This is a genomic window from Klebsiella sp. HN106, assembly GCF_051209435.1.
Classification (GTDB): domain Bacteria; phylum Pseudomonadota; class Gammaproteobacteria; order Enterobacterales; family Enterobacteriaceae; genus Klebsiella; species Klebsiella oxytoca.
The window spans coordinates 655823-681671 of sequence record NZ_JBLURD010000002.1 but is presented as its reverse complement, the minus strand read 5'-3'; the positions used below and the strand labels follow the sequence as shown (position 1 = coordinate 681671).

Annotated in this window: 25 protein-coding genes and 1 tRNA gene; 14 read left to right on the top strand and 12 right to left on the bottom strand. The window is 53.2% G+C overall.

Annotated elements, in window-relative coordinates; genetic code table 11:
• Nucleotides 1-16 precede the first annotated feature (16 nt).
• The gene (glxK, locus tag ACSIPU_RS09785; protein WP_196557714.1) at nucleotides 17-1162 is read left to right on the top strand and encodes a glycerate 3-kinase; all 1146 of its coding nucleotides are present in this window, start codon (nucleotides 17-19) and stop codon (nucleotides 1160-1162) included.
• A 217-nt stretch (nucleotides 1163-1379) separates the two neighbouring features.
• Here the strand turns inward: glxK and allE are convergent, their stop codons facing one another.
• Genes allE through allD form a run of 3 tightly spaced genes read right to left on the bottom strand, consistent with a single transcriptional unit; the run spans nucleotide 1380 to nucleotide 4479 of the window.
• Nucleotides 1380-2162, bottom strand: a complete 783-nt coding sequence (gene allE / locus ACSIPU_RS09780; RefSeq protein ID WP_435321921.1) for a (S)-ureidoglycine aminohydrolase — start codon at nucleotides 2160-2162, stop codon at nucleotides 1380-1382.
• Nucleotides 2163-2172: 10 nt separating this feature from the next.
• Complete coding sequence (allC, locus tag ACSIPU_RS09775) at nucleotides 2173-3408, bottom strand: allantoate deiminase (RefSeq protein ID WP_004099758.1); 1236 nt, start codon at nucleotides 3406-3408, stop codon at nucleotides 2173-2175.
• Nucleotides 3409-3429: 21 nt separating this feature from the next.
• Nucleotides 3430-4479 carry an ureidoglycolate dehydrogenase gene (gene allD / locus ACSIPU_RS09770; protein WP_004099759.1) on the bottom strand — a complete coding sequence of 350 codons (1050 nt, stop codon included), beginning with the start codon at nucleotides 4477-4479 and terminating at the stop codon, nucleotides 3430-3432.
• A 315-nt stretch (nucleotides 4480-4794) separates the two neighbouring features.
• Between allD and ACSIPU_RS09765 the strand changes: the two genes are divergently transcribed.
• Genes ACSIPU_RS09765 through ACSIPU_RS09750 form a run of 4 tightly spaced genes read left to right on the top strand, consistent with a single transcriptional unit; the run spans nucleotide 4795 to nucleotide 9447 of the window.
• A complete protein-coding gene (locus tag ACSIPU_RS09765) occupies nucleotides 4795-6462 on the top strand; it encodes an acyl-CoA synthetase FdrA (RefSeq protein WP_435321919.1) in 1668 nt (555 codons plus the stop codon).
• Between the two features lie 9 nt (nucleotides 6463-6471).
• Nucleotides 6472-7731, top strand: coding sequence for a YlbE family protein (locus ACSIPU_RS09760; RefSeq protein ID WP_004099762.1), 1260 nt, complete (start codon nucleotides 6472-6474; stop codon nucleotides 7729-7731).
• Nucleotides 7732-7740: 9 nt separating this feature from the next.
• Nucleotides 7741-8544, top strand: a complete 804-nt coding sequence (locus ACSIPU_RS09755; protein WP_004099764.1) for a DUF2877 domain-containing protein — start codon at nucleotides 7741-7743, stop codon at nucleotides 8542-8544.
• A gap of 9 nt (nucleotides 8545-8553) precedes the next feature.
• Complete coding sequence (locus ACSIPU_RS09750; protein ID WP_004099766.1) at nucleotides 8554-9447, top strand: carbamate kinase; 894 nt, start codon at nucleotides 8554-8556, stop codon at nucleotides 9445-9447.
• Between the two features lie 263 nt (nucleotides 9448-9710).
• On the opposite strand, the gene purK is transcribed toward ACSIPU_RS09750, so the two are convergent.
• The 5 genes from purK to ppiB form a co-directional block, all read right to left on the bottom strand.
• On the bottom strand, nucleotides 9711-10778 hold the full coding sequence (gene purK, locus ACSIPU_RS09745; RefSeq protein WP_004111076.1) for a 5-(carboxyamino)imidazole ribonucleotide synthase: 1068 nt from the start codon (nucleotides 10776-10778) through the stop codon (nucleotides 9711-9713).
• Nucleotides 10775-11284 (bottom strand): 5-(carboxyamino)imidazole ribonucleotide mutase, encoded by a 510-nt coding sequence (purE, locus tag ACSIPU_RS09740; RefSeq protein ID WP_024273859.1) that lies wholly within the window; start codon nucleotides 11282-11284, stop codon nucleotides 10775-10777. Before purE ends, purK begins: the two co-directional genes overlap by 4 nt.
• Nucleotides 11285-11380: 96 nt before the next feature.
• Nucleotides 11381-11710, bottom strand: coding sequence for a hypothetical protein (locus tag ACSIPU_RS09735; RefSeq protein WP_004099771.1), 330 nt, complete (start codon nucleotides 11708-11710; stop codon nucleotides 11381-11383).
• Nucleotides 11711-11815: 105 nt separating this feature from the next.
• On the bottom strand, nucleotides 11816-12538 hold the full coding sequence (gene lpxH, locus ACSIPU_RS09730) for a UDP-2,3-diacylglucosamine diphosphatase (RefSeq protein WP_024273860.1): 723 nt from the start codon (nucleotides 12536-12538) through the stop codon (nucleotides 11816-11818).
• 3 nt (nucleotides 12539-12541) lie between these two features.
• Complete coding sequence (gene ppiB / locus ACSIPU_RS09725; protein WP_004099775.1) at nucleotides 12542-13036, bottom strand: peptidylprolyl isomerase B; 495 nt, start codon at nucleotides 13034-13036, stop codon at nucleotides 12542-12544.
• A gap of 173 nt (nucleotides 13037-13209) precedes the next feature.
• Between ppiB and cysS the strand changes: the two genes are divergently transcribed.
• Nucleotides 13210-14595: a cysteine--tRNA ligase gene (gene cysS, locus ACSIPU_RS09720; RefSeq protein WP_004099777.1), complete on the top strand. Its 1386-nt coding sequence runs from the start codon at nucleotides 13210-13212 to the stop codon at nucleotides 14593-14595.
• 294 nt (nucleotides 14596-14889) lie between these two features.
• Here the strand turns inward: cysS and ybcJ are convergent, their stop codons facing one another.
• Nucleotides 14890-15102, bottom strand: a complete 213-nt coding sequence (gene ybcJ, locus ACSIPU_RS09715; protein ID WP_004099787.1) for a ribosome-associated protein YbcJ — start codon at nucleotides 15100-15102, stop codon at nucleotides 14890-14892.
• Between the two features lies 1 nt (nucleotide 15103).
• Nucleotides 15104-15970, bottom strand: a complete 867-nt coding sequence (gene folD / locus ACSIPU_RS09710) for a bifunctional methylenetetrahydrofolate dehydrogenase/methenyltetrahydrofolate cyclohydrolase FolD (RefSeq protein WP_004099791.1) — start codon at nucleotides 15968-15970, stop codon at nucleotides 15104-15106.
• A gap of 342 nt (nucleotides 15971-16312) precedes the next feature.
• On the opposite strand from folD, the gene ACSIPU_RS09705 reads away from it, so the two are divergent.
• The 3 genes from ACSIPU_RS09705 (at nucleotide 16313) to ACSIPU_RS09695 (ending at nucleotide 17802) form a co-directional block, all read left to right on the top strand.
• A tRNA-Arg gene (locus ACSIPU_RS09705) sits at nucleotides 16313-16389 on the top strand.
• A 435-nt stretch (nucleotides 16390-16824) separates the two neighbouring features.
• Nucleotides 16825-17307 (top strand): hypothetical protein, encoded by a 483-nt coding sequence (locus ACSIPU_RS09700; RefSeq protein WP_004111080.1) that lies wholly within the window; start codon nucleotides 16825-16827, stop codon nucleotides 17305-17307.
• Nucleotides 17308-17505: 198 nt separating this feature from the next.
• Nucleotides 17506-17802 carry a hypothetical protein gene (locus ACSIPU_RS09695; protein WP_072031392.1) on the top strand — a complete coding sequence of 99 codons (297 nt, stop codon included), beginning with the start codon at nucleotides 17506-17508 and terminating at the stop codon, nucleotides 17800-17802.
• 115 nt (nucleotides 17803-17917) lie between these two features.
• On the opposite strand, the gene ACSIPU_RS09690 is transcribed toward ACSIPU_RS09695, so the two are convergent.
• Nucleotides 17918-20092 carry an extracellular solute-binding protein gene (locus ACSIPU_RS09690; protein ID WP_196557717.1) on the bottom strand — a complete coding sequence of 725 codons (2175 nt, stop codon included), beginning with the start codon at nucleotides 20090-20092 and terminating at the stop codon, nucleotides 17918-17920.
• Between the two features lie 333 nt (nucleotides 20093-20425).
• Here ACSIPU_RS09690 and ACSIPU_RS09685 point away from each other — a divergent pair, with 333 nt between their 5' ends.
• From ACSIPU_RS09685 to ACSIPU_RS09675, 3 genes are read left to right on the top strand one after another with little or no spacing between them, the layout of a single operon-like run.
• Nucleotides 20426-21250, top strand: a complete 825-nt coding sequence (locus ACSIPU_RS09685; RefSeq protein ID WP_004099819.1) for an MBL fold metallo-hydrolase — start codon at nucleotides 20426-20428, stop codon at nucleotides 21248-21250.
• A 12-nt stretch (nucleotides 21251-21262) separates the two neighbouring features.
• Nucleotides 21263-22498 (top strand): MFS transporter, encoded by a 1236-nt coding sequence (locus tag ACSIPU_RS09680; protein WP_004099821.1) that lies wholly within the window; start codon nucleotides 21263-21265, stop codon nucleotides 22496-22498.
• Between the two features lie 31 nt (nucleotides 22499-22529).
• Nucleotides 22530-23243 (top strand): MgtC/SapB family protein, encoded by a 714-nt coding sequence (locus ACSIPU_RS09675; protein WP_004099822.1) that lies wholly within the window; start codon nucleotides 22530-22532, stop codon nucleotides 23241-23243.
• 363 nt (nucleotides 23244-23606) lie between these two features.
• Here the strand turns inward: ACSIPU_RS09675 and ACSIPU_RS09670 are convergent, their stop codons facing one another.
• Nucleotides 23607-23927 carry a hypothetical protein gene (locus tag ACSIPU_RS09670; protein WP_004099830.1) on the bottom strand — a complete coding sequence of 107 codons (321 nt, stop codon included), beginning with the start codon at nucleotides 23925-23927 and terminating at the stop codon, nucleotides 23607-23609.
• 639 nt (nucleotides 23928-24566) lie between these two features.
• Between ACSIPU_RS09670 and ACSIPU_RS09665 the strand changes: the two genes are divergently transcribed.
• Together ACSIPU_RS09665 and ACSIPU_RS09660 are read left to right on the top strand one after the other, a co-directional pair.
• The gene (locus ACSIPU_RS09665; protein WP_004099833.1) at nucleotides 24567-25340 is read left to right on the top strand and encodes a winged helix-turn-helix domain-containing protein; all 774 of its coding nucleotides are present in this window, start codon (nucleotides 24567-24569) and stop codon (nucleotides 25338-25340) included.
• A complete protein-coding gene (locus ACSIPU_RS09660) occupies nucleotides 25333-25824 on the top strand; it encodes a hypothetical protein (RefSeq protein WP_024273862.1) in 492 nt (163 codons plus the stop codon). The genes ACSIPU_RS09665 and ACSIPU_RS09660 overlap by 8 nt, the downstream gene beginning before the upstream one ends.
• Nucleotides 25825-25849: the final 25 nt, after the last annotated feature.

Below are 25849 nucleotides of genomic sequence, written 5' to 3'. Positions count from 1 at the left end.
TTAAAAAGGATGAACCATGAAAATAATTATTGCACCGGACTCTTTCAAAGAAAGCGTAAGCGCCAGCCGCTGCGCCCAGGCGATTAAGGCGGGCTTTACCTCTATTTTCCCGCAGGCGGAGTGCATCTGTCTGCCGATCGCGGACGGCGGCGAGGGGACGGTGGAGGCAATGGTTGAGGCCACCGAGGGTAAAATGGTGATGCTGCCGGTCATGGGGCCGATGGGCGATTTTGTCGGCGCTTTCTATGGCCTGAGCGGCGACGGACACACCGCGTTTATTGAGATGGCGGCGGCCAGCGGACTCATGCTGGTTCCCCCCGACGAACGCAACCCCCTGCAGGCCACCAGCTACGGCACCGGTGAGCTGATTCGCCATGCGCTGGACGCCGGCGTCCGTCACATAATTCTCGGTATTGGCGGCAGCGCCACGGTGGACGGCGGAATGGGGATGGCTCAGGCGCTGGGAGCACGCTTTGTTGATGAACGCGGCGAGAGCGTCGGCCTCGGCGGCGGAGCGTTAGAGCGGCTGGTCAACGTTGATTTACGCGATCTCGACCCGCGACTTCGCGAGTGCCGGATTGACGTAGCCTGCGATGTGGATAATCCGCTACTCGGCGAACGCGGCGCGGCGGCGGTCTTTGGCCCGCAAAAAGGGGCCTGCGCAGGCATGGTCGCCGTTCTGGAGCGCGGTTTAGAAAATTACGCTCAGGTGCTGCTGGCGGCAACCGGTCAGGATGTGACGGCGATGGTCGGCGGCGGCGCGGCCGGCGGGATGGGCGCGGCGGCTCGCGTATTCCTTAACGCCACGCTGAAATCGGGCATCGATATTGTGCTGGAGGCGGTTCATCTGGAGGAGGCGCTGCGCGATGTGGACCTGGTGATCACCGGCGAAGGGCGTATGGATTCGCAAACCGTCGGCGGCAAAGCGCCGGTTGGCGTGGCGCGGATCGCCAAAAAGCACAGCATTCCGGTTATCGGCATCGCCGGCGTGCTGGGTGACGGCGTCGAAGCGGTGCATCAGCATGGTATTGATGCGGTCTTTAGCATTCTTCCCGCGCTGGCGCCGCTGGCCGAGGTGCTGGATCGCGGCGAGCAGAATCTTTACGCCTGCGCGCGCAATATCGCCTGCGCCATCAAGCTTGGCCAGACGCTGCCTGCCTGAATAAAAAATGCCACGGTTCACACCGTGGCAAAATCCAACATAGCTAAACAAAAAAGTGAATTCTGGGCGTTTGATAACCAACCTGTTTTGAACACTGCGCCCGCGTTTTAGCGGCTGGCGCCTTACCCGGCCTACGAAATTGACGATAGCAAAAAGTTGTACTGAATCCGTAGGCCCGCGCCAGCGGGCAATAGTAAGGTTTGCAGCTTGTCAGCCATCAGATCTCAACGTCGCGGTTGCAGTCTTTTGAATAGATGTAGCTGAACGTTTCCCGTCCGACGCCGTATCCCGCCTGCAGGGAGTAAGCGCCCATAAAGATATAATCGCCTTGCTTGACCGGAACCCAGCTGTTGTCGAGGTTATACACTCCCTGGCCGGAGAGAATATAGGCGCCATGCTCCTGGACGTGGGTTTCAATGTAGCTGTGGCTGGCCCCCGGTGCGAAAGAGAGAATATGCATATTCATATCGAAGCCCAGCTCTTTTGGCAGGAAATCGATCAGAATAACGTCTTCCATTCCTTCATAATGAATACGCTCCAGCTGGCTGACGTTGCCGGTGACCAGATAAGGCGCATGGCCCTCTGTCGGAATATAGCGGCGCTTATAGAGGAAGAGCTGGCTATCGGCTGAATGGTTATTACTGAAAGTCATCCGCTCACCCGGCGGGCAGTAAAGATAACCGCCTTCGGTCAGCGCGAAGGATTTACCCTGAGCCCCGGCGATGATTTCTCCCTTAATCACATACAGGAAGGTCTCGATGCCTTCGCCGCCAAAACCGCTTTGATGACCGCCGTTTTCATGCAGCGTGACCAGATAATCAACAAAGGTGGCGCCTAATTTCGGCGTTGACAAAATAGTCACATCGCAATGTTCAAAACCCGGAATAACGTTCTTGACCAGACCGTCCGGCGTCAGCAGCGCGTAATTGCCGTGGCGCACGATGGAACGGCTGGCCAGTAAATCATCGCGATAGCCAAGCACATTATTTAAATAACCCATGATCGTTTCCTTATTCAGTCCAGGCCAGTTGATGCAACATTAAGGCGAGCGTTTTTACGCCTTCCGCCAGATCCTCGATATGCGTACTTTCCGCCGGGTTATGGCTGATGCCTTTGATGCTCGGCATAAAGATCATGCAGGTCGGGAAGCAGGGAGCGAATATCTGCGCGTCGTGTCCCGCGCCGCTGTGCATCACGCGGAAATTCACCTTCTCTTTTTCACAAAGCGCGGTGAGCTGGGCCACCAGCTTCTTATCCATGGGAACCGGAGCCTCATCCATCCACAGGTCGATCTCAATGCCGATATCCATCTCCTGACAGATCCGCCGCATATCGGCCTCAATGACCTCAGTAAATGCCGTTAACTCCAGAGCATCGGTATGGCGGCAGTCCATAGTGAAGACGGTTTTGCCCGGCACCACGTTGACGGTATTCGGCTGCGGGTCGACTTTACCGAAGGTGAGCACCAGCGGGTCACCGTGGGCTTTTGCTTTGGCGATAGATTCGCAGCAGATACGGCTAAAGGCGTGGACGGTATCGCGACGGTAGCCCATTGGCGTCGTGCCGGCATGGTTAGACTCGCCGGTGAGGGTGATGGTGTAGCGACGCTGTCCGACTATGGCGTTGACCACGCCGATAGACTGCTTGTTGGTTTCCAGCACGCGACCCTGCTCAATATGCAGCTCTACGAAGGCTTTAATATCCCGGCGCGGCGCCAGCGGAGCGGCAGGTAGGCTGAAACCGCACTGCTTCATGGCATCGATAAACGCCACGCCTTTAGCGTCTTTAATTTCGCGTACGTCCGCTGGATTAGCGATGCCGACGATATTTTTGCTGCCCCAGAAGACGTAAGGGAAGCGGCTACCTTCTTCTTCCGCTAACGCCAGCACTTCCACGGTGCGCAGCGGCGCCCCGTAGGTCTCTTTTAGCCAGCGAACCGCCAGCCAGGCCGCCAGCGCGCCGAACTGGCCGTCAAGATTGCCGCCGTTAACGACGCTATCAATATGCGAACCGCTGAGGATAACCTCATCGGGAAAGCGCGTGCCGGGCAGGCGACCATAGAGATTGCCCACTTCATCAAAGCGCGTTTCCAGTCCGCTTTCGCTCATTCTTTGTTTGAATGCCTGCTGCGCCTGCAGCCATTCTGGCGAATAGAGCAGGCGGGTTATGCCCCCGGTCGGGTCGGCGCCGAAAGAGGAAAGCCAGGGCAATGTCTCTTCTATTGCCTGTCGAAAATAATGAGCCATACGCAACTCCTGTATTTTAATTTATTGAGCAAACGGGGAATTGGTTTCATAAGAGCGGTTATATAAAGCGTCCGAAACCAGATAGTCATAAATCTCATCAACGATCTCGATACCGTTGACGGCGCTGTTTTTCTCATTGATATCCAGGTTCTGCCCGGGGTAATACACTTGGTTAAATCCGGGCGCTGGCGTAATGGCGTTTAATTCACGCATGGTGTCGCTGATATGCTGGCGGAATAGCGCGCTGGAGGAGAAAAATGCCGGGTTGATGACGATATGCAGCTGGCCCAGCTCGCGTCCCTGGCTCAGGTTGTCGTACATAGAGCTGACCTGGCGGCCGAAGGGGAGATTGAGCAAAATGCCGGAGAGGACGTCGATCATCATCATCAGGCCGTAGCCTTTCGGGCCGGCTGCCGGAAGCAGGGCGTGAACGGCAAAAGGATCGCGGGTCGGCGCGCCGTTTTTATCCACCGCCCAGCTATCGGGAATGGTTTCATGGCGCGAGCGGGCGTCGAGAATTTTCCCCCATGCCTGCACCGTGGTGGCCATGTCGAAGGTGATGATATCATCGCCCTCGCCGGGCGCGGCAAAGGCCAGCGGGTTGGTTCCGTAATAGATTTCCGCCCCGCCAAAAGGCACGACCATCGGGTCTGACTGGCACAGCGAAATCCCGATTAGCCCGGCGCGGGCGGCCTGCCGGGTGAAGTAAGAGATCGCTCCGCTGTGGCCCATACGCCGGATGCCGACCACGGCCACGCCGTTTTCCCTGGCCAATTCTATCGCGTGCTCCATGCCCATTTTGGCGGCCACCTGACCGGCGGCATTATCGGCATGCAAAATACCGCTGCAGGGGCCGTTCTTTTCAAAGGTGAAGGTGGGATGACGATTGGTTCCGCCTTTTGAAATACGTTCCGCATAATATTCAACGCGAACCGCGCCGTGCGAATGAATACCCCTGGCATCGGCATAAACCAGTACATCGGCAATGATATCCGCATGATTGCGAGTAAGCCCTGCTGTATTCAGCTTATTGGCAATAAGCTGATGAAGTGTTTCCCGACTGACTTTCATCTGTCTTCCTTTTAACGACGGTGTAGAGCCTGACTGCCAAATAAAATACGGGGAAAATAAACTTAAATTGTGATCTGTATTGGTAAAAATAGTTAGTTAGATTTTATTTAATAATCACCGTGGGTTTGTCAGAAGGGACCCGGTTAATCTATTCATTAAAAAACTCGGGCTAATGCCTTCGGCTTTATTTGAAAGCGTCTTGTAATAATTCTCATGTGATTCCGGTCACGCCGTCGATAATTTTATCCCGTTAGCCTGATGGCAGATTAACCATGCTCATTCAATTGCAATGGGTGCAATTATTGGGGAGTTATTATGATCCATGCCTTTATTAAAAAGGGCTGTTTCCAGGATTCGGTCAGCTTAAGGATTATTTCACGCAAGCTGAGCGAGTCGGAAAATGTCGATGATGTTTCAGTCATGATGGGCACACCGGCAAATAAATCGCTGTTGGAAACGACCGGGTTCTGGCACGACGATTTTGCCAGCGCGACGCCAAATGACATTTGCGTGGCGATCCGCACCGATTGCGCGGATGCGTCGGTTACGCAAATGATCGCCGCCCGTCTTGATGAGGCCCTTACCGCCCTGGCGCAGGGGAGCGGGCAAAGTCAGAGCCTGAGCGTGGTTCGCCGCTGGCAAAGCGCAACGCAGAAGCTACCGCAGGCCAATATGACCTTAATTTCCGTTGCCGGGGAGTACGCCGCGGAGCTTGCCCATCAGGCGCTCAGCAGCGAGAAAAACGTCATGATCTTCTCCGACAACGTCACGCTGGAAGATGAAATCGCGCTCAAAACCCGCGCCCGCGACAAAGGGCTGCTGGTCATGGGGCCGGACTGCGGCACCGCCATGATTGCCGGCACGCCGCTGGCTTTCGCCAACGTTACGCCGGAAGGCAACATCGGCGTTATTGGCGCGTCCGGCACCGGTATTCAGGAGCTGGTCTCGCAGATTGTCCTCGGCGGCGAAGGGATCAGCCATGCGATCGGTCTCGGCGGCCGCGATCTGAGCGCCGAAGTGGGCGGCATCAGCGCGCAAACGGCGCTGGAAATGCTGACCCAGGATGCGCAGAGCCAGGTGCTGGCCTTTGTTTCTAAACCTCCCGCCGAAGCGGTGCGTCTGAAGATCATCGCCGCCATGAAGCGCAGCGCGAAACCGGTGGTGGCGCTATTTCTCGGCTATACGCCGCCGATCGCCCGCGATGAAAACGTCTGGTTCGCCCGCACGCTTGACGAGGCCGGGCGTCTGGCCTGCCTGCTGGCGCGAGTGGGGCGGCGTCAGGCAAGCCTTCCCGCGGTGGCGGGCAAGCAGATTCGCGGCTTATACACCGGCGGTACGCTGGCTGCTGAATCCGCAGGATTGCTGGCAGAACGGCTGAACATTACCCCTGATGCGCATCACCCGCAGGGCATGATGCTCGACGCGCAGGGGCACCGGGTCGTCGATCTTGGTGACGATTTTTACACTGTCGGCCGTCCGCATCCGATGATCGACCCCTCCCTGCGCAACCAGCTGATTGCCGAACTTGGCGCGGAAACTCAGGTTGGCGTACTACTGCTGGACGTGGTGATTGGCTACGGCGCCACCGCCGATCCGGCCGGCTCGCTGGTCGAAGCATGCCAGCGGGCGTGGGCGACCAGAGCCGACGATAGTCCGCTGCACGTTATCGCGACGGTGACCGGAACCGAAAGCGATCCGCAGTGCCGCTCCCGTCAGATTTCAGTCCTTGAAGATGCGGGGATCGCCGTGGTCGATAGCCTGCCTGAAGCCACCTTGCTTGCCGCCGCGCTGATTAGCCCGCCGCGGAAAGCCGCTCCTGCCCCGCGCGCCGGCCTGCTGGACGGCGTGTCGGTGATTAATGCTGGCCTGCGCAGCTTTGCGCTCGATTTACAGACCGCCGGAACGCCGGTTGTTCACTATCAGTGGGCGCCGATTGCCGGTGGGAATAAGAAACTGGCTCGTTTATTAGAACGTTTGCAATAAGAGGTCTCTATGTTTACATCAGTGGCGCAGGCCAATGACGCAGTAATAGAACGAATTCGTAATGCACGTCCGCACTGGCTGGATGTGAAGCCGGCGGGTTCTTTAATCGGGGCGCTGAATCAAAACAAAACGCTGCTCCACGCCGGGCCGCCGATGCGCTGGCAGGAGATGACCGGTCCGATGAAAGGGGCCTGCATTGGCGCCTGCCTGTTCGAAGGCTGGGCGCAGGATGAGAAAACGGCCCACGCGATGCTGGAAAACGGCGAGATTACCTTTATTCCCTGCCACCACGTTAATGCCGTAGGGCCGATGGGCGGTATTACTTCGCCGAATATGCCGATGCTGGTCGTGGAGAACATCGCCGAAGGTAACCGCGCGTATTGCAACCTGAACGAAGGCATTGGCAAGGTGATGCGTTTCGGCGCCTACGGCGAAGATGTGCAGCAGCGCCTGCGCTGGATGCGCGATGTGCTGATGCCCGTTCTCAGTGCGGCGCTGAAACAGATGACGCGCGGCATTGATCTCACCGCGATGATGGCGCAGGGCATCACCATGGGCGATGAGTTCCACCAGCGCAATATCGCCACCTCCGCGCTGCTGATGCGCACGCTGGCACCGCATCTGGCGCGACTCGACCACGACAAACAACAGATCGCCGAAGTGATGGATTTTCTCGCCATCACCGATCAGTTCTTCCTCAACCTGGCGATGGCCTACTGCAAATCAGCGATGGATGCCGGGGCGCAGATCCGCGCCGGCAGTATTGTCACCGCGATGACCCGCAATGGCGATATGTTCGGTATTCGCGTTAGCGGACTGGGCGACCGCTGGTTTACCGCACCGGTGAATACGCCGCAGGGGCTGTTCTTTACCGGTTTCTCTCAGGAACAGGCCAACCCGGATATGGGCGACAGCGCCATTACCGAAACCTTCGGCATCGGCGGCGCGGCGATGATTGCGGCGCCGGGGGTGACCCGCTTTGTCGGCGCTGGCGGAATGGAGGCGGCAAAATCCGTTTCGGAGGAGATGGCGGAAATCTTCCTTGAGCGCAATATGCAGCTGCAGATTCCTGGCTGGGATTTCCAGGGCGCCTGTCTCGGACTGGATATTCGCCGGGTGGTTGAAACCGGCATTACGCCGCTCATTAACACCGGGATCGCCCATAAAGAAGCGGGGATCGGCCAGATTGGCGCCGGAACCGTCAGAGCGCCGCTGGCCTGTTTCGAGCAGGCGCTGGAAGCGCTGGCGGACGAACTGGGCGTGAGCTGAGGTAGCGCGATGGAGAGGATTCGTCCGCTGATAGGCAGCGTCGATGCGCCGGATCATCGCCAACCGTGGCGAACCGGCGGCCTCTGGCGGCGCACCATTAACCTCTACGTTGCAGGCGGCGCGCTGCTGACGCTGCATCATCGGGGGCAGGGCGTGAGCCCCGGCGGATGGGTTGTTCGTCATCGCGATTTTATCCGGCTGCACGCGGCGCTGCGGACGGGGGCGTCGCCGATAGCGCGGAATGACGGTATTCAGGTCGGCGATCTTTTGCTGATGCCGCCGCGCAGGCGCTGCTCCCTGCGGCTCCGCTGTCAATCCGTAAACGCTTATCTCCCGCCAGCGCTGATGAGTCGACCGGAGGAGACCGGGCTGTTCGGGCCGCTGTCGCAGGCTATTGAGCTGCGGCAGCATCCCGAGCTGCGCCAGCTTCGCCACTGTTTTGCCTCCGCGCTGGCCGGCAACGCCGTCGACTGGCGGCTGTGGCTGGGCAAGGGGCCGGGCCTGACGCCCAGCCTGGACGACATGCTGATCGGCATGATGCTGGCGGCGTGGCGCTCGGGGCGTATGTCACCCTGCGGCGGAAGGGCATTTTTTCGCGCCTCCGGCGATCTGCGCGCGGCCACCACTCAGGTGAGCGTCAACTATTTACGCTATGCCAGCGAGGGGCGCTTCGCTTCGCCGCTGATGCATTTTGCCTGCGCCCTGCAACGTGGACGACGTCTCGAGCCCGCCGTCGAAGCGCTGCTGGCGATGGGGCATACCTCCGGCGCCGACACGCTTCTGGGATTCTGGCTGGCGCAACATCTTATCTAAGGACTTTTTATGAAAACGCTGGTTGTTGCCCTTGGCGGCAACGCTTTATTACAGCGCGGGGAAGCGCTGACCGTAGAAAATCAGTACCGCAATATCGATAGCGCGGTTCCCGCGCTGGCGCGTCTGGCGCAGACGTATCGGCTGGCCATTGTGCACGGCAACGGGCCGCAGGTGGGTCTGCTGGCGCTGCAAAATCTGGCCTACGGCGACGTTGAGCCCTATCCGCTGGACGTGCTGGTCGCGGAGAGCCAGGGCATGATTGGCTATATGCTGGCCCAGCGCCTGGCGCAGGAATCACTCATGCCGCCGGTATCGACGGTGATGACCCGCATTACAGTCTCGTCAAACGATCCGGCCTTTTCGGCGCCGGAGAAGTTTATTGGTCCGGTTTACGATCCGGAGCTGCAAAAACGGCTGGAAGATGAGTACGGCTGGAGGATGAAGCGCGACGGTAAATATGTGCGTCGGGTGGTTCCTTCGCCGACGCCGGTGAGGATTGAGGAGAGCGAGTCGATTGAGCGTCTGCTGGGTGAGGGGCACGTGGTGATATGCTGCGGCGGCGGCGGAATTCCGGTGCTTGAGAGCGGGCATGGCGCAGAGGCGGTGATTGATAAAGACCTCGCTGCCGCGCTGCTGGCGGAGCAGATTGATGCCGATGGCCTGGCGATCCTGACCGACGCGGATGCGGTATATGAACATTGGGGCACCCCCATGCAGCGACCGATCCGCGAAGCGACGCCGGAAGAGCTGGCGCCTTTTGTCCGCGACGACGGCGCGATGGGGCCGAAAATCGCGGCGGTAAGCGGCTACGTGCGCCGTCGGGGCAAGCGGGCGTGGATTGGGGCGCTGTCGCGTATCGATGACACCCTTGCCGGGCTGGCGGGAACCTGCATTAAGCCCTGATGCACAGATAAAATCACGCGGCGAAGCAGACGCTGAAATATCCTGCGCTCTTTCCCCGGGGGCGGCGCTCGACGCGCCTTGCCCGGGCTACATGTTCGTGCGGTTTGCGGATTTGGTTGAATGGCTACGGGGCAAATGATGGTTGGTCTGGTAGCCCGGCTAAGGCGAAGCGCGCCGCAAGCCGGGATTCTGGCGAAGGATTATGCCAGAGAGGTAGCCCGGACAGGTGCGCAGCACCGCCTCCGGGACTATGGAGAGCTGGATTACGCCAGCTGCGCCTGCGCCCAGAATACACCGCTGGCGTATTCCGGCGGCAGCAGCGGCTTCAGCGCTTCCAGCGTCGCGCTCAGGCGATCGGTATCGCTGTCGGTCAGGTTCAGGTGACCGACTTTACGTCCCGGACGCACCTCTTTGTCGTACCAGTGCAGATGCACCAGCGGTAGCTTCAGCCAGTCATAGTTGAGATCGGTACCGATCAGGTTGATCATCACCGACGGGCTGTTCACTACCGGCGGCGGCAGCGGCAGATCGGTAATCGCCCGCAGATGAAGCTCAAACTGGCTGATGGACGCGCCGTTCTGCGTCCAGTGGCCGCTATTGTGCACGCGCGGCGCCAGTTCGTTAATCAGCAGACCATCAGCGGTGACAAAACACTCCATCGCCATCACGCCAACGTAGCCCAGCTCATTCATGATCGCCGACAGCATCTGCTCGGCCTGCGCCTGCTGACGGGCGTTGGCCTGCGGAAAGGCGACGCTGGCGCGTAAAATACCGTCCTGATGCAGGTTGCGGGTCAGCGGATAGAAGACCGTGCTGCCGTCCCGGGCGCGTGCGCCGACCAGCGACACTTCGGCGGAGAAGTTAATCCCCTGCTCAACGATACACTCGCCGTAGTTATCATCCGGCAGCTGCGCGGTTTCATTTTCCCGCAAACGCCACTGACCGCGGCCATCATAGCCGCCGACGCGGCGCTTAACGATAGCCAGCTCGCCGAGACGGGCGAATACCGTCGGCCATTCGCTTTTCTCCGCCAGAAGCTGCCACGGCGCGGTAGCGAGCTCCAGCTTATCGAACAGCTGCTTTTGCGTCAGACGGTCGGCGATAACCGGAAAAACGTCGCGGTTGACGAAGGCGGAATGACGCGCCAGCTCGCGGGTCAGCGCCGTTTCCGGCCAGCGTTCAATCTCTGCGGTAATCACGCTTTGCTGTACCGGCACCGCTTCCGGGTCGGCTTCGAGACCGACCGGCCAGACCGCAATACCCAGCGGTTCGCCAGCCTGGCGCAGCATTCGGCCTAGCTGGCCGTTACCGAGAACGCAAACTTGTTTCATGCCGCACCCCGCGGATCCGGGTTATCCAGCACTTCATCGGTTTGCGCCTGGCGCCAGGCGCTGAGGCGCTGGTGCAGTTCCGCATCGTGCTGGGCGAGGATCTGCGCCGCCAGCAGGGCGGCGTTGGCGGCACCGGCTTTACCGATAGCCAGCGTACCAACCGGGATACCGCGCGGCATCTGAACGATGGAGTAGAGGCTGTCTACGCCGCTCAGCGCTGCGCTCTGCACCGGCACGCCCAACACCGGCACCAGCGTTTTCGCCGCAATCATGCCCGGCAGATGCGCCGCGCCGCCCGCACCGGCAATAATCACCTGAAAACCATTGCCTTGCGCGCCTTCGGCGAAGCTGAACAGTTTATCGGGGGTGCGGTGGGCGGAGACCACTTCGACATGGTACGGAACGTTCAGGGCATCAAGGATTTCTGCGGTAAACTGCATGGTAGCCCAGTCGCTTTTGGACCCCATCACGATGGCGATACGCGCCGAATTATTGCGGGAAGACATGCGTCTTAAAACTCCTGTGGGTGTGTTGCACACTGCTTTAGAGGCCACAGAGAATAGCATGAACTCCCGGCAAGGAAAACGGTTGCGTGCGCATGGCTAGCCCTCTTTTGTCTCGTCGTGACTGGGGGCAACGCGCCGGTTATGGGCGGTGGTCGCGCTGGCAAAAAAGGTAAAAACCAGCACCACTCCCCAGGGCAGCATAAGAATGCTCATGACCAGCATGTAGATTTGCACAAAGCGCTCATCGTGCGGCCGCGTACAAAGCAGATAAATTGCGTAAAAATAGAGGATCCAAAGTAGCGCTGCGATTCCCAGCACGGTCAGCGAACCGAAGTAGATAAACACCAGACCAAAATAGCTGGCGGTAATCGGGCCGATGACGGCGATAACCATGCCCCAAATTAGGGGCTGACTCCATTTTTGCATGCTCGTTCCTTGAGTGTGGTTTGCTGGAAAATTAACCTGGGGTTAAACGTCAGGACAGCCATTCTGCTGCCTGAAGAGTATTTTCGGAATAGTGCTTGCTGGAACTCAGAAGGGGAACTGAATCAGTTCGACCTTTTCGGCCGTCACTTTGACCATGGAGCCTTCGTGATGCCATGCGCCCAGAACCACGCGATATGCGGATTGACCGTTGGCTTCTAGCGGATGGACGGCAGGACGGTGCGTATGCCCGTGAATTAGCCATTGAACGTGATGTTTTTCCATAACGTCAACGACCGCCTGCGGATTCACATCCATAATTTCCATCGACTTGCTGCTGTTAGCCGCTTTGCTGTCGGCGCGCATTCTGGCAGCGATACGGCGGCGGATAAACAGCGGTAGGGCCAGAAACAGGCGTTGGATCCAGGGATTGTGCACTTTCGCGCGAAACGCCAGATAGCCTGCATCGTCGGTGCAGAGGGTGTCGCCGTGCATAATCAGCACCTTGCGCCCGTAGAGGTCGAGAAGCTTCTCTTCCGGCAGCAGGGTCATGGCGCTTTCGCGGGCAAAGCGCTGACCGACGAGAAAATCGCGGTTGCCGTGAAGGAAGTAGCAGGGGACGCCGGAATCGACCAGCGCTTTCAGCGCTGAAGCGATTTGCCGATGCAGCGGGTTGGGATCGTCATCGCCGATCCAGGCTTCAAACAGGTCGCCGAGGATATACAGGGCGTCCGCCTTGCGGGCTTCCCCCTGTAAAAAGCGCAGAAAACCGGCGGTAATCGCCGGTTCTTCCGTTTGCAGATGTAAATCCGCAATAAAAAGTGTCGCCACGAATTATTCGCTGACGGTGACGCTTTTGATCACAACATCTTCTTTCGGCACATCCTGATGCATGCCGCTGCGGCCGGTGGCGACCGCTTTGATTTTGTCGACCACGTCCATACCCTCAACGACTTCTGCGAATACGCAGTAGCCCCAACCCTGCAGGCTTTCGCCGGAGAAGTTCAGGAAGTCGTTATCGGCGACGTTGATGAAGAACTGCGCGGTGGCGGAGTGAGGCGCCTGAGTACGGGCCATTGCCAGGGTGCCGCGGGTGTTTTTCAGACCGTTGTTAGCTTCGTTCTGAATAGGAGATTTGGTGGTTTTCTGATTCATGCCCGGCTCAAAACCGCCGCCCTGAATCATAAAACCGTTGATGACACGGTGGAAAATGGTGTTGTCGTAGAAACCTTCACGACAGTAGTCCAGGAAGTTTTTAACTGTTTCCGGCGCTTTGTCGTCAAACGTCTTGATTACGATATCGCCATGATTGGTGTGGAAAGTAACCATTTTTGCATCCTGTTCCGATGATTGTGGTGCCTGCACCCGGTGTCGGGTGAGATATAGGGGGCTGTTATAGCATAACCGCGAGGTTGGATCACCTTGCAATGTGTGCTGCTTCGGGGTTGAATTAAGGTTAGAATACGCGACTTATATCCACACACGTCTACACGGAATCTTCGATGTTAAAAATTTTTAATACACTGACGCGCCAAAAAGAAGAATTTAAACCTATCCATGCCGGGGAAGTTGGCATGTACGTGTGTGGTATTACCGTTTACGACCTCTGTCACATCGGCCATGGCCGTACCTTCGTCTCCTTCGACGTGGTTGCGCGTTATCTGCGTTTTTTAGGCTACAAGCTAAAGTATGTGCGCAACATCACCGACATTGACGACAAAATCATCAAGCGTGCCAATGAAAACGGCGAGAGCTTTGTTGCGCTGGTGGACCGCATGATTGCCGAGATGCACAAAGACTTCGACGCGCTGAATATCCTGCGCCCGGATATGGAGCCGCGAGCGACTCATCACATTGCGGAAATTATTGAGATTACCGAGCAGCTGATCGCTAAAGGCCACGCGTATGTTGCCGACAACGGCGACGTTATGTTCGATGTCCCAACCGATCCGAACTATGGCCAGCTGTCGCGTCAGGATCTCGACCAGCTGCAGGCCGGCGCGCGCGTTGATGTCGTTGACGTCAAGCATAATCCAATGGACTTTGTGCTGTGGAAAATGTCGAAAGAGGGCGAGCCAAGCTGGCCGTCGCCGTGGGGCGCGGGCCGTCCAGGCTGGCACATTGAGTGTTCAGCGATGAACTGCAAACAGCTGGGCAACCATTTTGATATTCACGGCGGTGGTTCGGATCTGATGTTTCCGCACCATGAAAACGAAATCGCCCAGTCCACCTGCGCCCACGACGGCGAGTACGTGAACTACTGGATGCACTCCGGGATGGTGATGGTTGACCGCGAGAAGATGTCAAAATCGCTGGGCAACTTCTTTACCGTGCGCGACGTCCTGAAGTTCTATGACGCGGAAACCATTCGCTACTTCCTGATGTCCGGCCACTATCGCAGTCAGCTGAACTACAGCGAAGAGAACTTAAAACAGGCGCGTTCCGCGCTGGAGCGTCTGTATACCGCGCTGCGCGGAACCGATAAAACCGCAGCGCCGGCCGGCGGCGAAGCGTTTGAAGCGCGCTTCATTGAAGCGATGGACGACGATTTTAATACTCCGGAGGCTTATTCCGTGCTGTTTGATATGGCGCGTGAGGTTAACCGCCTGAAAACCGAAGATGCCGCCGCGGCCAACGCGATGGCGGCGCATATGCGTAAGCTCTCTGCGGTGCTCGGTCTGCTCGAACAGGAGCCGGATGCCTTCCTGCAGAGCGGCGCGCAGGCGGACGACGGGGAAGTGGCGGAAATCGAGTCTTTGATTCAGCAACGTCTGGACGCGCGTAAAGCGAAAGATTGGGCGGCGGCGGATGCCGCGCGTGACCGTCTCAATGAGATGGGCATCGTGCTGGAAGATGGCCCGCAGGGTACCACCTGGCGCCGTAAGTAGTCTCATTCTCTCTTTTTAGCCGGGGCCATCCCCGGCATTTTTTTGCCCTGACTCAGGCTAAGAAACGAAGCGCGGTCCTGATTTCGCCTTCGCACGCTCCCAACCAGCGGCTGAAGCGTTCGTCGGGGAGAAGTGGTGTCAGGCGGAAGTGCAGGTTGCCGGAGGCCGCCAGGGGACCGGCTGTGCTACAAAGGACGTGGTATCGGAAGATGGCGGCGCTGACTGAAGTGCAGGAAAACGAGAGACCATCTGTCGGGATGGGGGGACAGGCGCCGGTTGCGGCGCCTGAACGTTTTACTCGGTAACGGTAACGCTCTGACCTTCAAAGCTGACCGTCTGACCGGCGACGATTTTACAGCGTTTACGGGTTTCCACCGCACCGTCGACTTTGACCAGACCGTCGGCGATAGCGATTTTAGCCTGCGCGCCGCTTTCGCTCCAGCCTTCCAGCTTCAGCAGATCGCACAGTTCAACGTGCGGGTGTTTGCCTAAAGAAAAATTCGCCATCTCAGGCCTCCTGAATATCGTGATACTCTTCACACGCCTGCAGCGTGTTCTGAATGAGCGTGGCTACGGTCATCGGGCCGACGCCGCCGGGAACCGGCGTAATGTACGACGCGCGCGCGGCGGCATCTTCATAAACGACATCGCCAACCACTTTGCCGCTTTCCAGGCGGTTAATCCCGACATCGATCACGATCGCGCCTTCTTTAATCCACTCGCCCGGAATAAAGCCCGGTTTACCTACAGCCACAATCAGCAGATCGGCGTTTTCAACGTGATGACGCAGGTTTTTGGTAAAACGGTGGGTTACGGTGGTAGTACAGCCTGCCAGCAGCAGCTCCATGCTCATCGGGCGTCCGACGATGTTGGAGGCGCCAATGACCACCGCGTTCAGGCCGTAGGTATCAATGTTGTAACGCTCGAGCAGCGTGACGATCCCGCGCGGCGTGCATGGACGCAGGCGCGGGGCGCGCTGGCACAGGCGGCCAACGTTATACGGGTGGAAACCGTCAACGTCTTTGTCCGGCGAAATGCGCTCCAGCACTTTGACATTATCAATGCCGGCGGGCAGCGGCAGCTGAACCAGGATGCCGTCGATAGCGCTATCCGCATTCAGGGTGTCGATAAGTTCCAGCAGCTCTGCTTCGCTGGTGGTTTCCGGGAGATCGTACGAGCGGGAGACGAAGCCTACCTCTTCACACGCTTTGCGCTTGCTGCCGACATAAATCTGCGATGCCGGGTTGCTGCCGACCAGCACGACGGCCAGGCCTGGTGCTCGAAATCCGGCCGCCACGCGAGCCTTCACTTTTTCCGCAACCTCAGAGCGTACCTGCTGCGCAATCGTTTTACCGTCAATAATTTTTGCTGCCATCAGAGAGAGGATTCCATCTGTATCTTTACGAAAGGGGGATGGCGATATTTTGTCAGAAGCCAGCCTCGCTGTCAGTCTTCGTTTAAGATTTTATCTTGCTTTGGTAAGGCGACCGCTGCAATCCCTGCATAATCCTGCCGCGAGCGGAGCCAAAAAGCGCATGGAGTCGAAAGCAAAGTTAGCGTGCATAAACATAAGGTTGAATAAACTTTATACTCCTTTCGCAGCTAAACCAGGCAGGTTGCGCAGACAACCGCAGTTTCGCGGCAAAATACATTGACTCATCAGGCGTGGACCGTATAATTCCGGCGATTGCACATCACGAAGCTCCCGCTTCTCAATGCGCCCTTAGCTCAGCTGGATAGAGCAACGGCCTTCTAAGCCGTAGGTCACAGGTTCGAACCCTGTAGGGCGTACCATTTTTTTCGTTAAGCATCCTCTGCCCAATCCTCTTCCCTTACCTTTTTACTCCCTGGAATGAGTCCTTTTCTATCACTGGCTTTATCGAAACCGACGCAGGTGTAAACGAATCAGGGCGGTGCAGAGGACTTTTACAGGCTTATTTCATGCAGGCGAATAGGGGCTCATAGCCCTCAATCCACCAAAGAAAGGATCGGCAGAGCCAAATGAGAGATAATACCAACTCATTAATGGTGGCGAATTGCATCGATTGGCTACAGCAGTAGGTCTTTCGTTGATTGAGGGATGCGCAGTAATATAAGCAGATACAGTCTAAAATATTTGAGTTAGTATATTCGCCATTGAATCACATAACATGCCGGGTCGGATGAAATATATGAAACTATGAGGATGCTATAGCATTCAATCATGGAACATGCCGCTAAGGACAGAATATGAAGATAACTGAAGATAATCTCAATGAAATAATTGATTTGCTGAATGATTTAATTTGCGATGAAAATTTGTTAACACGCACGGAACGCCTTGATTTGGTCCGGGCTGTTGCCGCCATCGGGGCGATGAAAGCACGTGTTGCTATAGTGTCTTCACAAAAATCTTCGTCGATAAAAAAGAGTGGAGAAAAGAAAGAAAAGGTTATTGATCCACGGTTTCCAAACGCTGGCATACCCTGGAATGACAATGATGAGTCCATGCTACGGGAAGTATTAGAGCCTATTCCGGAGGAGGAGATAGGAGAGCATCTCTTCTGGCTGGCTGAAAAGCTTGGGCGCACTCCTTATAGTGTAGCTTGTAAGATAGCTCAGATAAAAAAATTACCTGCAGAATGGAAAGATAGCTTCCGTAAAATTTCCGATCGGATTCGCGATTCGAAAATGACGATTGGCGAATATATTCAAGCTAAAGGCCATGAATAGGCGCGGAATAAGATTCGAGCTGAGGCACTTTTTAGTACAGGATCTGCGTGCAAGCTGCAGGCAGATCGACTGCATAACGATTTCTTGTGACGTTACCAAAAATACTTTCAGAGATATTCGGCACTATTGAGAAAGATCAATATGCTGTTTCTTGCTGCCGCGTAATTTGAGATGTCCTCTCTCACAAGAGCAATCATTATGGCCGTTAAACGACCCGTTACCGCCGTGTTAGCGTTGCTGTGCACTTTTATCGTCGGCGCTGCTGCTGCTAAAACACCGCAATTAACTGATGATCAAGTTAAGCAGCAAATTATTGAGGCTTCTATCGCTTCTTACCCCGGTGTTTGCGCTTGTCCGTTTAATCGGGCGAGAAACGGCAGCGCCTGCGGCAGGCGCAGTGCCTGGAGTAAAGCAGGAGGCTATGCGCCAGTATGTTATAAGAAAGAAGTCACTCAAGAGATGATTAAACGCTGGCGTCAATCTCAACAAATATAGAGATTTATCTCCGCTGGAAACGCAACGGTAGTTTGCGCTGGAATCTGGTTTCAGAGAGTCCAGCAACACGCAGACTCTCTGGAAAAAGGGCAGAGGCACGCTCGCTTTCCTGGCCTCAGGCGCCGGTTTCATTTTTTATTCGCCTGTTAATGTATTCCACGGCCTGAGAGACATCCATAATCCCATTTATCGCGTTCGTCACGCCCTGGCCGATAATAATTTCTGCCTGGCGCAGGTTGAAAGGCTTACCCTGCGTACCCTGCGACTCTCTTATCCCGACCATGCCCTTTTCATTCAATAAATTAAACCATGGATAGAGGTTAAGGACGTTCTGATCGTGACAAACCCGTGACCAGGCGCAGTTTCCTCCGAGCAGAACCAGATGACGCGCAATTTCATCGGAATAAAGCCAGTTGAAGAACTGCTCAACCTGTTTTTTCTTTTTGCTGTAGCGGGACATCCCAATGGATCCCCCTCCCAACTGTGGAAGCTGTCCCGGGACTGAAGCATAGCCGATAGTGGGGGCGATAGGGCTATGCGCGACGTCATTGAACAAATTGAGATACATGATCAACATGGCGAGGTTGCCGCGCTCAAACTGCTTAACGGCGTCACTCCACCATTCTCCTGAGAGATTCACGGCGACGGAGAGCTGTTGCAGGTACTGTTCAAGCGCCGTAGCGGCAAGCGAAGTCTCCAGTTGAACCGGTTCGCCTTCGCGAACCAGACGTCCGCCGAGCGCGTAGTAACGCAGCAGATATTCCGTGGCGATAAGCCCTGAGCTGCCTAAGGTCACCGCCGTGCCCATCGGGCGCAGTCTGTTATCCGGCTGATGCTGGCGACTGAAGAAAGCCGCTAACTCATCAAATTGCGCAAAGTTTTCGGGTAGCGTTAACTCTTTTCCCGTCGTTTCGTAGAACATCCGTTTTATCGTCGCATCTTCAAAGAGATCGCGTCGGTAAAACAGGAGCTGCATACTGGCATCAAAGGGGATGGCCCACGCGGTGCCATTCACCATGCTGAAGTGCTGTCGAATCTGGTCAGAAAAATGAGTCAGCAGCTGCGGCAGCGCAGGGGAAATCGACTCCAGCGGCAATAACGCTTTTTCTGCAAACCAGGGAAAACAGGCCATATCGATGCGCAGGAGATCGTAATAGGGATGCAGATGAAGATGGGAAAGAATTTCAAACACTTCATCATAAGGATAAACCGCAAGATTTACCTTGATACCGGTCTGACGATAAAAGTGAGGTAACAGTTTTTTCAGCGCATCGGTTGAGGGGCTGGGCAAAATTAACATATTCAGCGTCGCCTCGGTCTCAGGCGGCTGGACGGATTGGCCATCTAATGAAAATCCGCTATTTGTCAGAATTCGATGCGTTACCTGTTTTTTAGGCTGGCGAATATGGGAAGCGATGGCGGTACCCAGGCGACCATAGTCCATCTGGTAGTTTGTGACGCCGTCGAAGGCTGCCGGAAGATTATCACTCAACTGCAGTATCGGTGGACATGACTGCGCGCTACCAAACCAGGCTGCCTGCGTCACGGCTCGCGTTTTATCACTATCCTGAGTGATGAAAATATCGGGGGCAACGCCGCGGAAAAAATCAAACGCTACGGTGTTAGACTCGCCCGCCTGCGAGGATAAAACGGTGAGCTTAGTCTGCGGACTGACTGTCCGGCAGGTCTCCTGTATCGCCTGAATAAAACATGCGCTATGAGCATATTCAAGGGGTTCGCAGAAGATACCGATATGGCCCGGCCGCTGCGCGAGCGCTCTTCTCGCAAGGTGTTCACCCGCAGTGACGTAATCGAGGCTGAAATAGTTGTCAGCTCCGGCAGGTTGTCGGTACGCAAAAAGGATCTGTTCCGCGGGCAGCTTGAGCATTTCATAATAAGGTTGGCTATTGCTCAGGCAGCTGACGGTAACAATGGTCTGGTAAGATTTTGCCGCCAGCGTTTGCAGAATCTCCAGTTCCAGGTTGGGCAGATCGTTGGTCAGGTAAAGATCCAGCGGTTCGCTTAATGATGGCTGACACACCTGATGTAAGCCCCGGTAAAGCTGGTAATACTGCTCCGCATTAATGTCTGGCAGCAGCAGCGCCACCCCCTGGCTTTTACTGGCTCTTAACGATTGCGCCTGCGCATTTAACTGATAGCCCACTTCCTTAGCCGCTCGTTGAACCGCTTCAATCTTCTCAACGCTGACATTTCCTCTGCCATTAAGTACGTTCGAGACAGTGCCGTGTGACACACCGGCTATCTTTGCTATGTCTTTGATTGTTGGCATATTTTAATCCTTACCCTCATGCGTTGATGCTAGCACGGCATACCGCTGAAAACTATCGTTGCCGGTGTTATTTGAACGTTACAAAATAATTTTGTGTGATTTATAGACATTAAAAATATTAATCTTTTCCGGCTTGAGACGAGTAACCATGTAGTAGAAATGACAATTTGTTGAAATTTAAGATAAATACAATAAGTTTTTGAAGGGGATCACTTCTGGGAAAAAAGATCGTTGTTCCTGTTAAACGGCAGAATCATAATTGACACGTTCCAATTACGTTTGATTACATTTCTGATGATAAAAACAGCAACCTGTTAGTGATAAGAGGAAATCATGAAGATCCATTTTCTGGGAACGGCAGCGTCTGAAGGGATACCTAACCCGTTTTGCCGCTGCGAGCATTGTCAGCAAGCCCGTATACGTAAGGGAAAAGACATTCGTACACACTCTTCCGCGATTATTGATGATCAACTGTTGATTGACGTCGCGCCGGAATTTAGCCAGCAGCTGCTGCGCGACGACATGGACGCAACTGAAATCAGGTCGCTTCTGTTTACCCATACTCATCCCGATCATTTCAACGTCGGCGATCTTTTCAGCCGAATGGAGGGTTACGGATTTGAGATTACCCATCCGCTGAATATCTTTGGTAACGATCGTGCGATTAACGGTGCGGCAGAGGTTTTGCCGGGCTTTAGCGCAGAGCGCTTTGCCTTTCATTGCCTGGTGCCCTTCGTCACCGTAGAAACCCGTGGTTATCGGATAACTCCGCTGCTGGCTAACCATGCTAAATGGGAGCTTTGTTATACCTGGTTTATCGAAAAAGAGGGCCAGTCAATATTTTACGGTCATGACTCTGGCTGGTTTCCTGAGCTCACCTGGCAGTGGCTGGAAGGCAAAAAAATCGATCTGGCCGTTCTGGAGTGTACTTACGGCTTTAATGGAGAAAATCGTACCAATAACCATATGAGTCTGGAAACGGTGTTCGCTGCCAGAGACAGACTGGCGGAACTGGGCTGCCTGAAGAAAACAAGTCAACTTATCGTCTCGCATATTTCACACAGCGGCGGTCTCCTGCACGATGAGCTAGTAGCAGCATGCGATAAAGAGAACATTCTTGTCGCCTGGGACGGGCTTAACCTGAGCATTAACCAATAAAGGATATGCAATATGGACCTTAATAAAACACCACGCCTGTTAATTATGATGTTCATACAGTACTTTATGCAGGGCGCCTGGAATATGACCATGGGGCTGGTATTAAGTACCTATGGAATGGCGACCATAATCGGCTCATCCTATGCCTTGCTCGGATTAGCGACAATTATTTCACCGTTATTTATTGGTATGGTGGCCGATCGCTTCTTTGCGTCACAAAAGGTCATGGCGATCCTGCACTTAGTCAATGCTGGCGTTCTGCTGTTTGTTCCGCAATTTATTGAAGCGCAAAATACCGGCATGACGCTGACCATGATTTTCCTGGTCGGTCTGCTGTTTTATCCGACAACGGCGCTGGCTAACAGTATCAGTTTCAGCCATATCAATGGGGTTAAATATTTCCCATTCATCCGCGTTTTTGGCACCTTCGGCTTTATGGCAATCGGCTTTATCATTGGTGAAATGGGCTATTCCGGCAACACCGTTACCTGGTATATTGCGGCAGCTTCCGGCGTCGTCCTGGGCTTATATTGCTTCACATTGCCGAATACGCCGCCAAAAGCAAAAGGAAACGCTTTTGTGCTGCGCGATCTGTTATGTCTCGATGCTCTGGCACTCTTCAAAGATCGTAGCTTCAGCGTGCTGATGCTGAGTATCTTTGTCTTAATGATCCCCAAAACCGCATATTCCGCCTATATTCCGGTCTTTTTGAAAGCGCTGGGGTTCGAAAATGCCGCATCAATGATGCAGATCGGGATTGCCTGCGAAGTGATTTTCATGTTCCTGCTTTCGTTCTTCTTACTAAAAGCCGGCTTTAAAATCACGCTGATGCTGGGGGCCGTTTGCTGGATCATCCGCACGCTGTTGTTTGCTCATGCCTCGCTGGATGCCAACATGATGTTTGTGCTGATTGGCCTGATGTTACAGGGATTCTGCTGGGACTTTTTCTTTACCGTCGGCGATATTTATGTTGACCGCAAAGCCGCGCCAGAGATCAAAGCGCAGGCGCAAAGCTTGAGGTTTATCGTCTCCAACGGCGTCGGGCTGCTGTTTGCTTCTACCGTTTGCGGGCAGATTTTTAACAGTACCGTGACAGAGCAAGGGCCGGAAGCGTTACCGCAATGGGAAACATTCTGGTTAGTTTCAGCCGGTGTCGCCGCGGTAGTGAGCGTCTTCTTCCTGATTTTCTTCCGCGACGATCTGTCAAAACGCAAAACGGATCTCGCATTGAAGAAAGCGAACTCCTGATTGATAACGGATCTTTCATTAAGGTAATGATATGAATAATCTGGCCGCCACGATCGTCGATCACGGATGGTTTCCGTTATTGACCATCGTCAAAATCAGCATTGCGTTTATTCTGGGAGGCATCATTGGCCTGGAAAGAGAATCGAAAGGGAAACCTGTCGGATTCAAAACCTGCGTCATTTTGTCTGTCGCCAGCTGTGTGTTAACCATCGTTTCAATACAGTCGGCGGAATACTATGCTGAAATTTCGATGAACATTCGTAGCGATCCGATGCGCCTGGCGGCCCAGATTATCAGCGGCGTCGGTTTTCTGGGGGCGGGAGTGATTCTGCATCGACACGACGATGCTATTTCAGGCCTGACGACGGCGGCCATTGTCTGGGCATCAGCCGGGGTTGGAATTACCTGCGGCGCCGGTTTTTATTTTCATGCTTTTTTCGCCACGGGTTTGTTCTTATTGGCGATAAAATTAAGCCCGTTCATTATATTCCTGCAAACTAAAAATCAGTTCCCCGGAAAAGTGAAAGTACGGGTGGTTCTTGATGAACGAGGGGCCCTTGAAAAGCTGATAAGCCGTATCCATCAGCAAAAAAATATTATCGAGAATATTACGATTAGAGACCTTAAAAAGGGAAAGATTGAGGTTAATTTGAAAATGGTTATTCGCCAGAAAATGACCTTACCTGACTTATACCACGATCTGTCTCATGTTGAGCATGTCTGCGCGCTTGCCCTTGAACATTGATTAGTATAAAAATGTAAATTATGTGGCCGCTGGTTCTCTTTCACGTTGGCGGTACCAATACACCCGATATCGGGTGTATTGGTAAGCGTAATGATAGTGAAAATGAGGAATTAAAATGATTAATGCGCTAATTTAGCGTCAGCCCAGTACGTTACAATTCTCTGATGATGATCTCCTCAAGTTGTTCGATGCTTATCTTCCTGATTTGCTCACATGAGAGAGAGGGTCTGATAAGTCGGAGATGCATACTGTCGTTAACAATTATTATCAATGGTTTCTCATTGCTACTGCGAATAATATCCAGAATCGAACATATTTTCCACATTGTCATTATACCTGTAGTTGATAAAACAAGTTTTTCATTTATATCATACAGCCTTGAGTAAAATGATAGCCTATATCATCGCCGGGATGAGGAGAGGGATTCGTCCTAATATAATATCTACCAGCAACTTGGTTGAGAATTATTCTATCCTTCTTTTCCCATTTATTATTGTTTTGATTTAAAGTAAATAAAGTAGAACCATTAACTAATTGGCTTAATACCCATTGTCTGTTTCTGCAAATGCCTGGTTTAATGACGCCATCGAGTTCGTGATGAATATAAAACTCTACCAGCAGGAAATGACTGTCATTATATTTTGCGCCAGCAACCAGGAATTTGGCCCAACGATAGCTGTACATGATATGCCTCTTATTACTTATTGTTTAATCATTAAATTAAAATCTACATATTATTCGCTTTGAGTGCCGGGAAACTACTTTTTAAAATATATAAGGAGGCAAGGATTACTGCAATGGAAGATTTACTAATCAATAATTATAAACATATCAGGCGTAAGAAATTAATTATCATTTTCTTATAACCATTGTTTTAACTTTAAAAGCGATTTTTGTGCGAGATTTAAAGTTTTTTTAAATAAATTTAATAGGTATCGGGCATGGTTAATTAATGCATGATGTAATTTTTTGTTATAGATTATTTCTAGTTCATTCAAAAGTATTGGTTGTTGTTTCATTTGGCGCAAAGAATTTGAAACGGCACACAGAATCCAATTAAATAAAAAATGGTGATAACATTTATTATGTTTTTGTTGTTACTATTGGTTTACTGCTAAAGAGTAGTTTTGTGATGTATGCGCCGTTAGCAGGGATGAGCGGGTGTCGAAGAGCGAACATCAGGGCTCCACTGATGAGCTATAAGCCTCTAAAAAGCTGGCACAACGTGTTGACAATACTTCACTTTCTCCGGGATGCTGTAGGGCCCAATAGCTCCTTGCCTTTTATCAGCATACCCTGCTATTCACAGGATGCAGATAACATATGAAGTACTTAATTGAAAGCAAATTGTTTTATAACGCTGAGTCTGGTGAGCTTATTTATATTGATATCGGTGTAACGGAGAAACACCAGTTAACCAAAACGGCTAACCATATTCTGGCTATACTGATGGCGTCACATGGGAAGGTCGTTTCTCGACAAAGTTTCTTAGAGCAAGTCTGGGAATCCCGTGGACACGAGGCATCAAATTCATCTTTAAACCAATATATTAGTATCCTCAGAAAGAAATTATCATTCCTGATAAGAAAAGATAATATCATATTGACAAGCCCCGGCGTTGGTTTTTATCTCTCGAAAGACATCAAGGTCAAACGGTATGATGACGCAAGCCAGGAAGGACTACCTTCAGAAAAATTACGTCAGCAACGATTTCGTTACCTAAAACACGGAGGCGTGGTAGCTTTGATAGCCAGTTTGATTATTGTTTTTTTTGCCAGGTATGAAGTGGCCGCAACATCGATTCTGGCTAAGAGTTCAAATAACCTGGAAGAAATCGGTAAGTGTCAAATAAGATCTTATGTTCAGATCCCTGAAAGTATGCAGGAAAAATTACTTAATATTTTGGTTAGGCACCATCCTGGGTTACTTGAACATTGCCAAAGCAGTCCAGCCAGGTTGATAATATATGCACAAAGAAACGTTTTGCAGGGTAAGTCTGGGGGGATATTTTCATCTTTTTGCCCTATGGATAGTGTAAATAAGAAAATAATTTATTGTAATAACGTTTATGTAAGTCAATGGAGGCAGCATGACTAACAACGTGCTCTACCGTTCCTGCGGTTTATTAGGCTGCGCTATCATTGTTCTGATTATTTATGTGTTGTGCTTATTCAGTAAGAAAAGCAAAATGAAAACATGTGAGGCCAATGTATACTATAATATATCATCCTTAAATGATTCATATACATTTGATGGTCATGTTTTATTTGATATGAATAATAACACTGGTTATGTTTCCTTGTCCGGAAAAATAGTCGATGGCGATGAGACTTACTATCTGTCACAGGACATCAACTTTGACTACATGGCGGTGGGTGAGGGCCGGTATAAATTATTGCCAGGTAAACAAGGTACTAATAAATATGGAGATGTTCCTGATGATCTTGTAATGCCACTTTATGATATCATGGGCTTATCCGGGAAATCACCCATTTTTATCTTTGCTAAAAATCGGGATTATATAGTCTGGGGAACGCTGAATACGCCGGTTATGACCTGCGTCTTTACTTTGGATCACTGAGCGACAGATCTCTGTCGAGGCAGAA

What these genes read in the sequence shown, in the direction of transcription:
- glxK (WP_196557714.1), top strand. Translation starts at nt 17, where the DNA reads ATGAAAATAATTATTGCACCGGACTCTTTCAAAGAAAGCGTAAGCGCC.
- allE (WP_435321921.1), bottom strand. Translation starts at nt 2,162, where the DNA reads ATGGGTTATTTAAATAATGTGCTTGGCTATCGCGATGATTTACTGGCC.
- allC (WP_004099758.1), bottom strand. Translation starts at nt 3,408, where the DNA reads ATGGCTCATTATTTTCGACAGGCAATAGAAGAGACATTGCCCTGGCTT.
- allD (WP_004099759.1), bottom strand. Translation starts at nt 4,479, where the DNA reads ATGAAAGTCAGTCGGGAAACACTTCATCAGCTTATTGCCAATAAGCTG.
- ACSIPU_RS09765 (WP_435321919.1), top strand. Translation starts at nt 4,795, where the DNA reads ATGATCCATGCCTTTATTAAAAAGGGCTGTTTCCAGGATTCGGTCAGC.
- ACSIPU_RS09760 (WP_004099762.1), top strand. Translation starts at nt 6,472, where the DNA reads ATGTTTACATCAGTGGCGCAGGCCAATGACGCAGTAATAGAACGAATT.
- ACSIPU_RS09755 (WP_004099764.1), top strand. Translation starts at nt 7,741, where the DNA reads ATGGAGAGGATTCGTCCGCTGATAGGCAGCGTCGATGCGCCGGATCAT.
- ACSIPU_RS09750 (WP_004099766.1), top strand. Translation starts at nt 8,554, where the DNA reads ATGAAAACGCTGGTTGTTGCCCTTGGCGGCAACGCTTTATTACAGCGC.
- purK (WP_004111076.1), bottom strand. Translation starts at nt 10,778, where the DNA reads ATGAAACAAGTTTGCGTTCTCGGTAACGGCCAGCTAGGCCGAATGCTG.
- purE (WP_024273859.1), bottom strand. Translation starts at nt 11,284, where the DNA reads ATGTCTTCCCGCAATAATTCGGCGCGTATCGCCATCGTGATGGGGTCC.
- ACSIPU_RS09735 (WP_004099771.1), bottom strand. Translation starts at nt 11,710, where the DNA reads ATGCAAAAATGGAGTCAGCCCCTAATTTGGGGCATGGTTATCGCCGTC.
- ppiB (WP_004099775.1), bottom strand. Translation starts at nt 13,036, where the DNA reads ATGGTTACTTTCCACACCAATCATGGCGATATCGTAATCAAGACGTTT.
- cysS (WP_004099777.1), top strand. Translation starts at nt 13,210, where the DNA reads ATGTTAAAAATTTTTAATACACTGACGCGCCAAAAAGAAGAATTTAAA.
- ybcJ (WP_004099787.1), bottom strand. Translation starts at nt 15,102, where the DNA reads ATGGCGAATTTTTCTTTAGGCAAACACCCGCACGTTGAACTGTGCGAT.
- folD (WP_004099791.1), bottom strand. Translation starts at nt 15,970, where the DNA reads ATGGCAGCAAAAATTATTGACGGTAAAACGATTGCGCAGCAGGTACGC.
- ACSIPU_RS09700 (WP_004111080.1), top strand. Translation starts at nt 16,825, where the DNA reads ATGAAGATAACTGAAGATAATCTCAATGAAATAATTGATTTGCTGAAT.
- ACSIPU_RS09695 (WP_072031392.1), top strand. Translation starts at nt 17,506, where the DNA reads ATGGCCGTTAAACGACCCGTTACCGCCGTGTTAGCGTTGCTGTGCACT.
- ACSIPU_RS09690 (WP_196557717.1), bottom strand. Translation starts at nt 20,092, where the DNA reads ATGCCAACAATCAAAGACATAGCAAAGATAGCCGGTGTGTCACACGGC.
- ACSIPU_RS09685 (WP_004099819.1), top strand. Translation starts at nt 20,426, where the DNA reads ATGAAGATCCATTTTCTGGGAACGGCAGCGTCTGAAGGGATACCTAAC.
- ACSIPU_RS09680 (WP_004099821.1), top strand. Translation starts at nt 21,263, where the DNA reads ATGGACCTTAATAAAACACCACGCCTGTTAATTATGATGTTCATACAG.
- ACSIPU_RS09675 (WP_004099822.1), top strand. Translation starts at nt 22,530, where the DNA reads ATGAATAATCTGGCCGCCACGATCGTCGATCACGGATGGTTTCCGTTA.
- ACSIPU_RS09670 (WP_004099830.1), bottom strand. Translation starts at nt 23,927, where the DNA reads ATGTACAGCTATCGTTGGGCCAAATTCCTGGTTGCTGGCGCAAAATAT.
- ACSIPU_RS09665 (WP_004099833.1), top strand. Translation starts at nt 24,567, where the DNA reads ATGAAGTACTTAATTGAAAGCAAATTGTTTTATAACGCTGAGTCTGGT.
- ACSIPU_RS09660 (WP_024273862.1), top strand. Translation starts at nt 25,333, where the DNA reads ATGACTAACAACGTGCTCTACCGTTCCTGCGGTTTATTAGGCTGCGCT.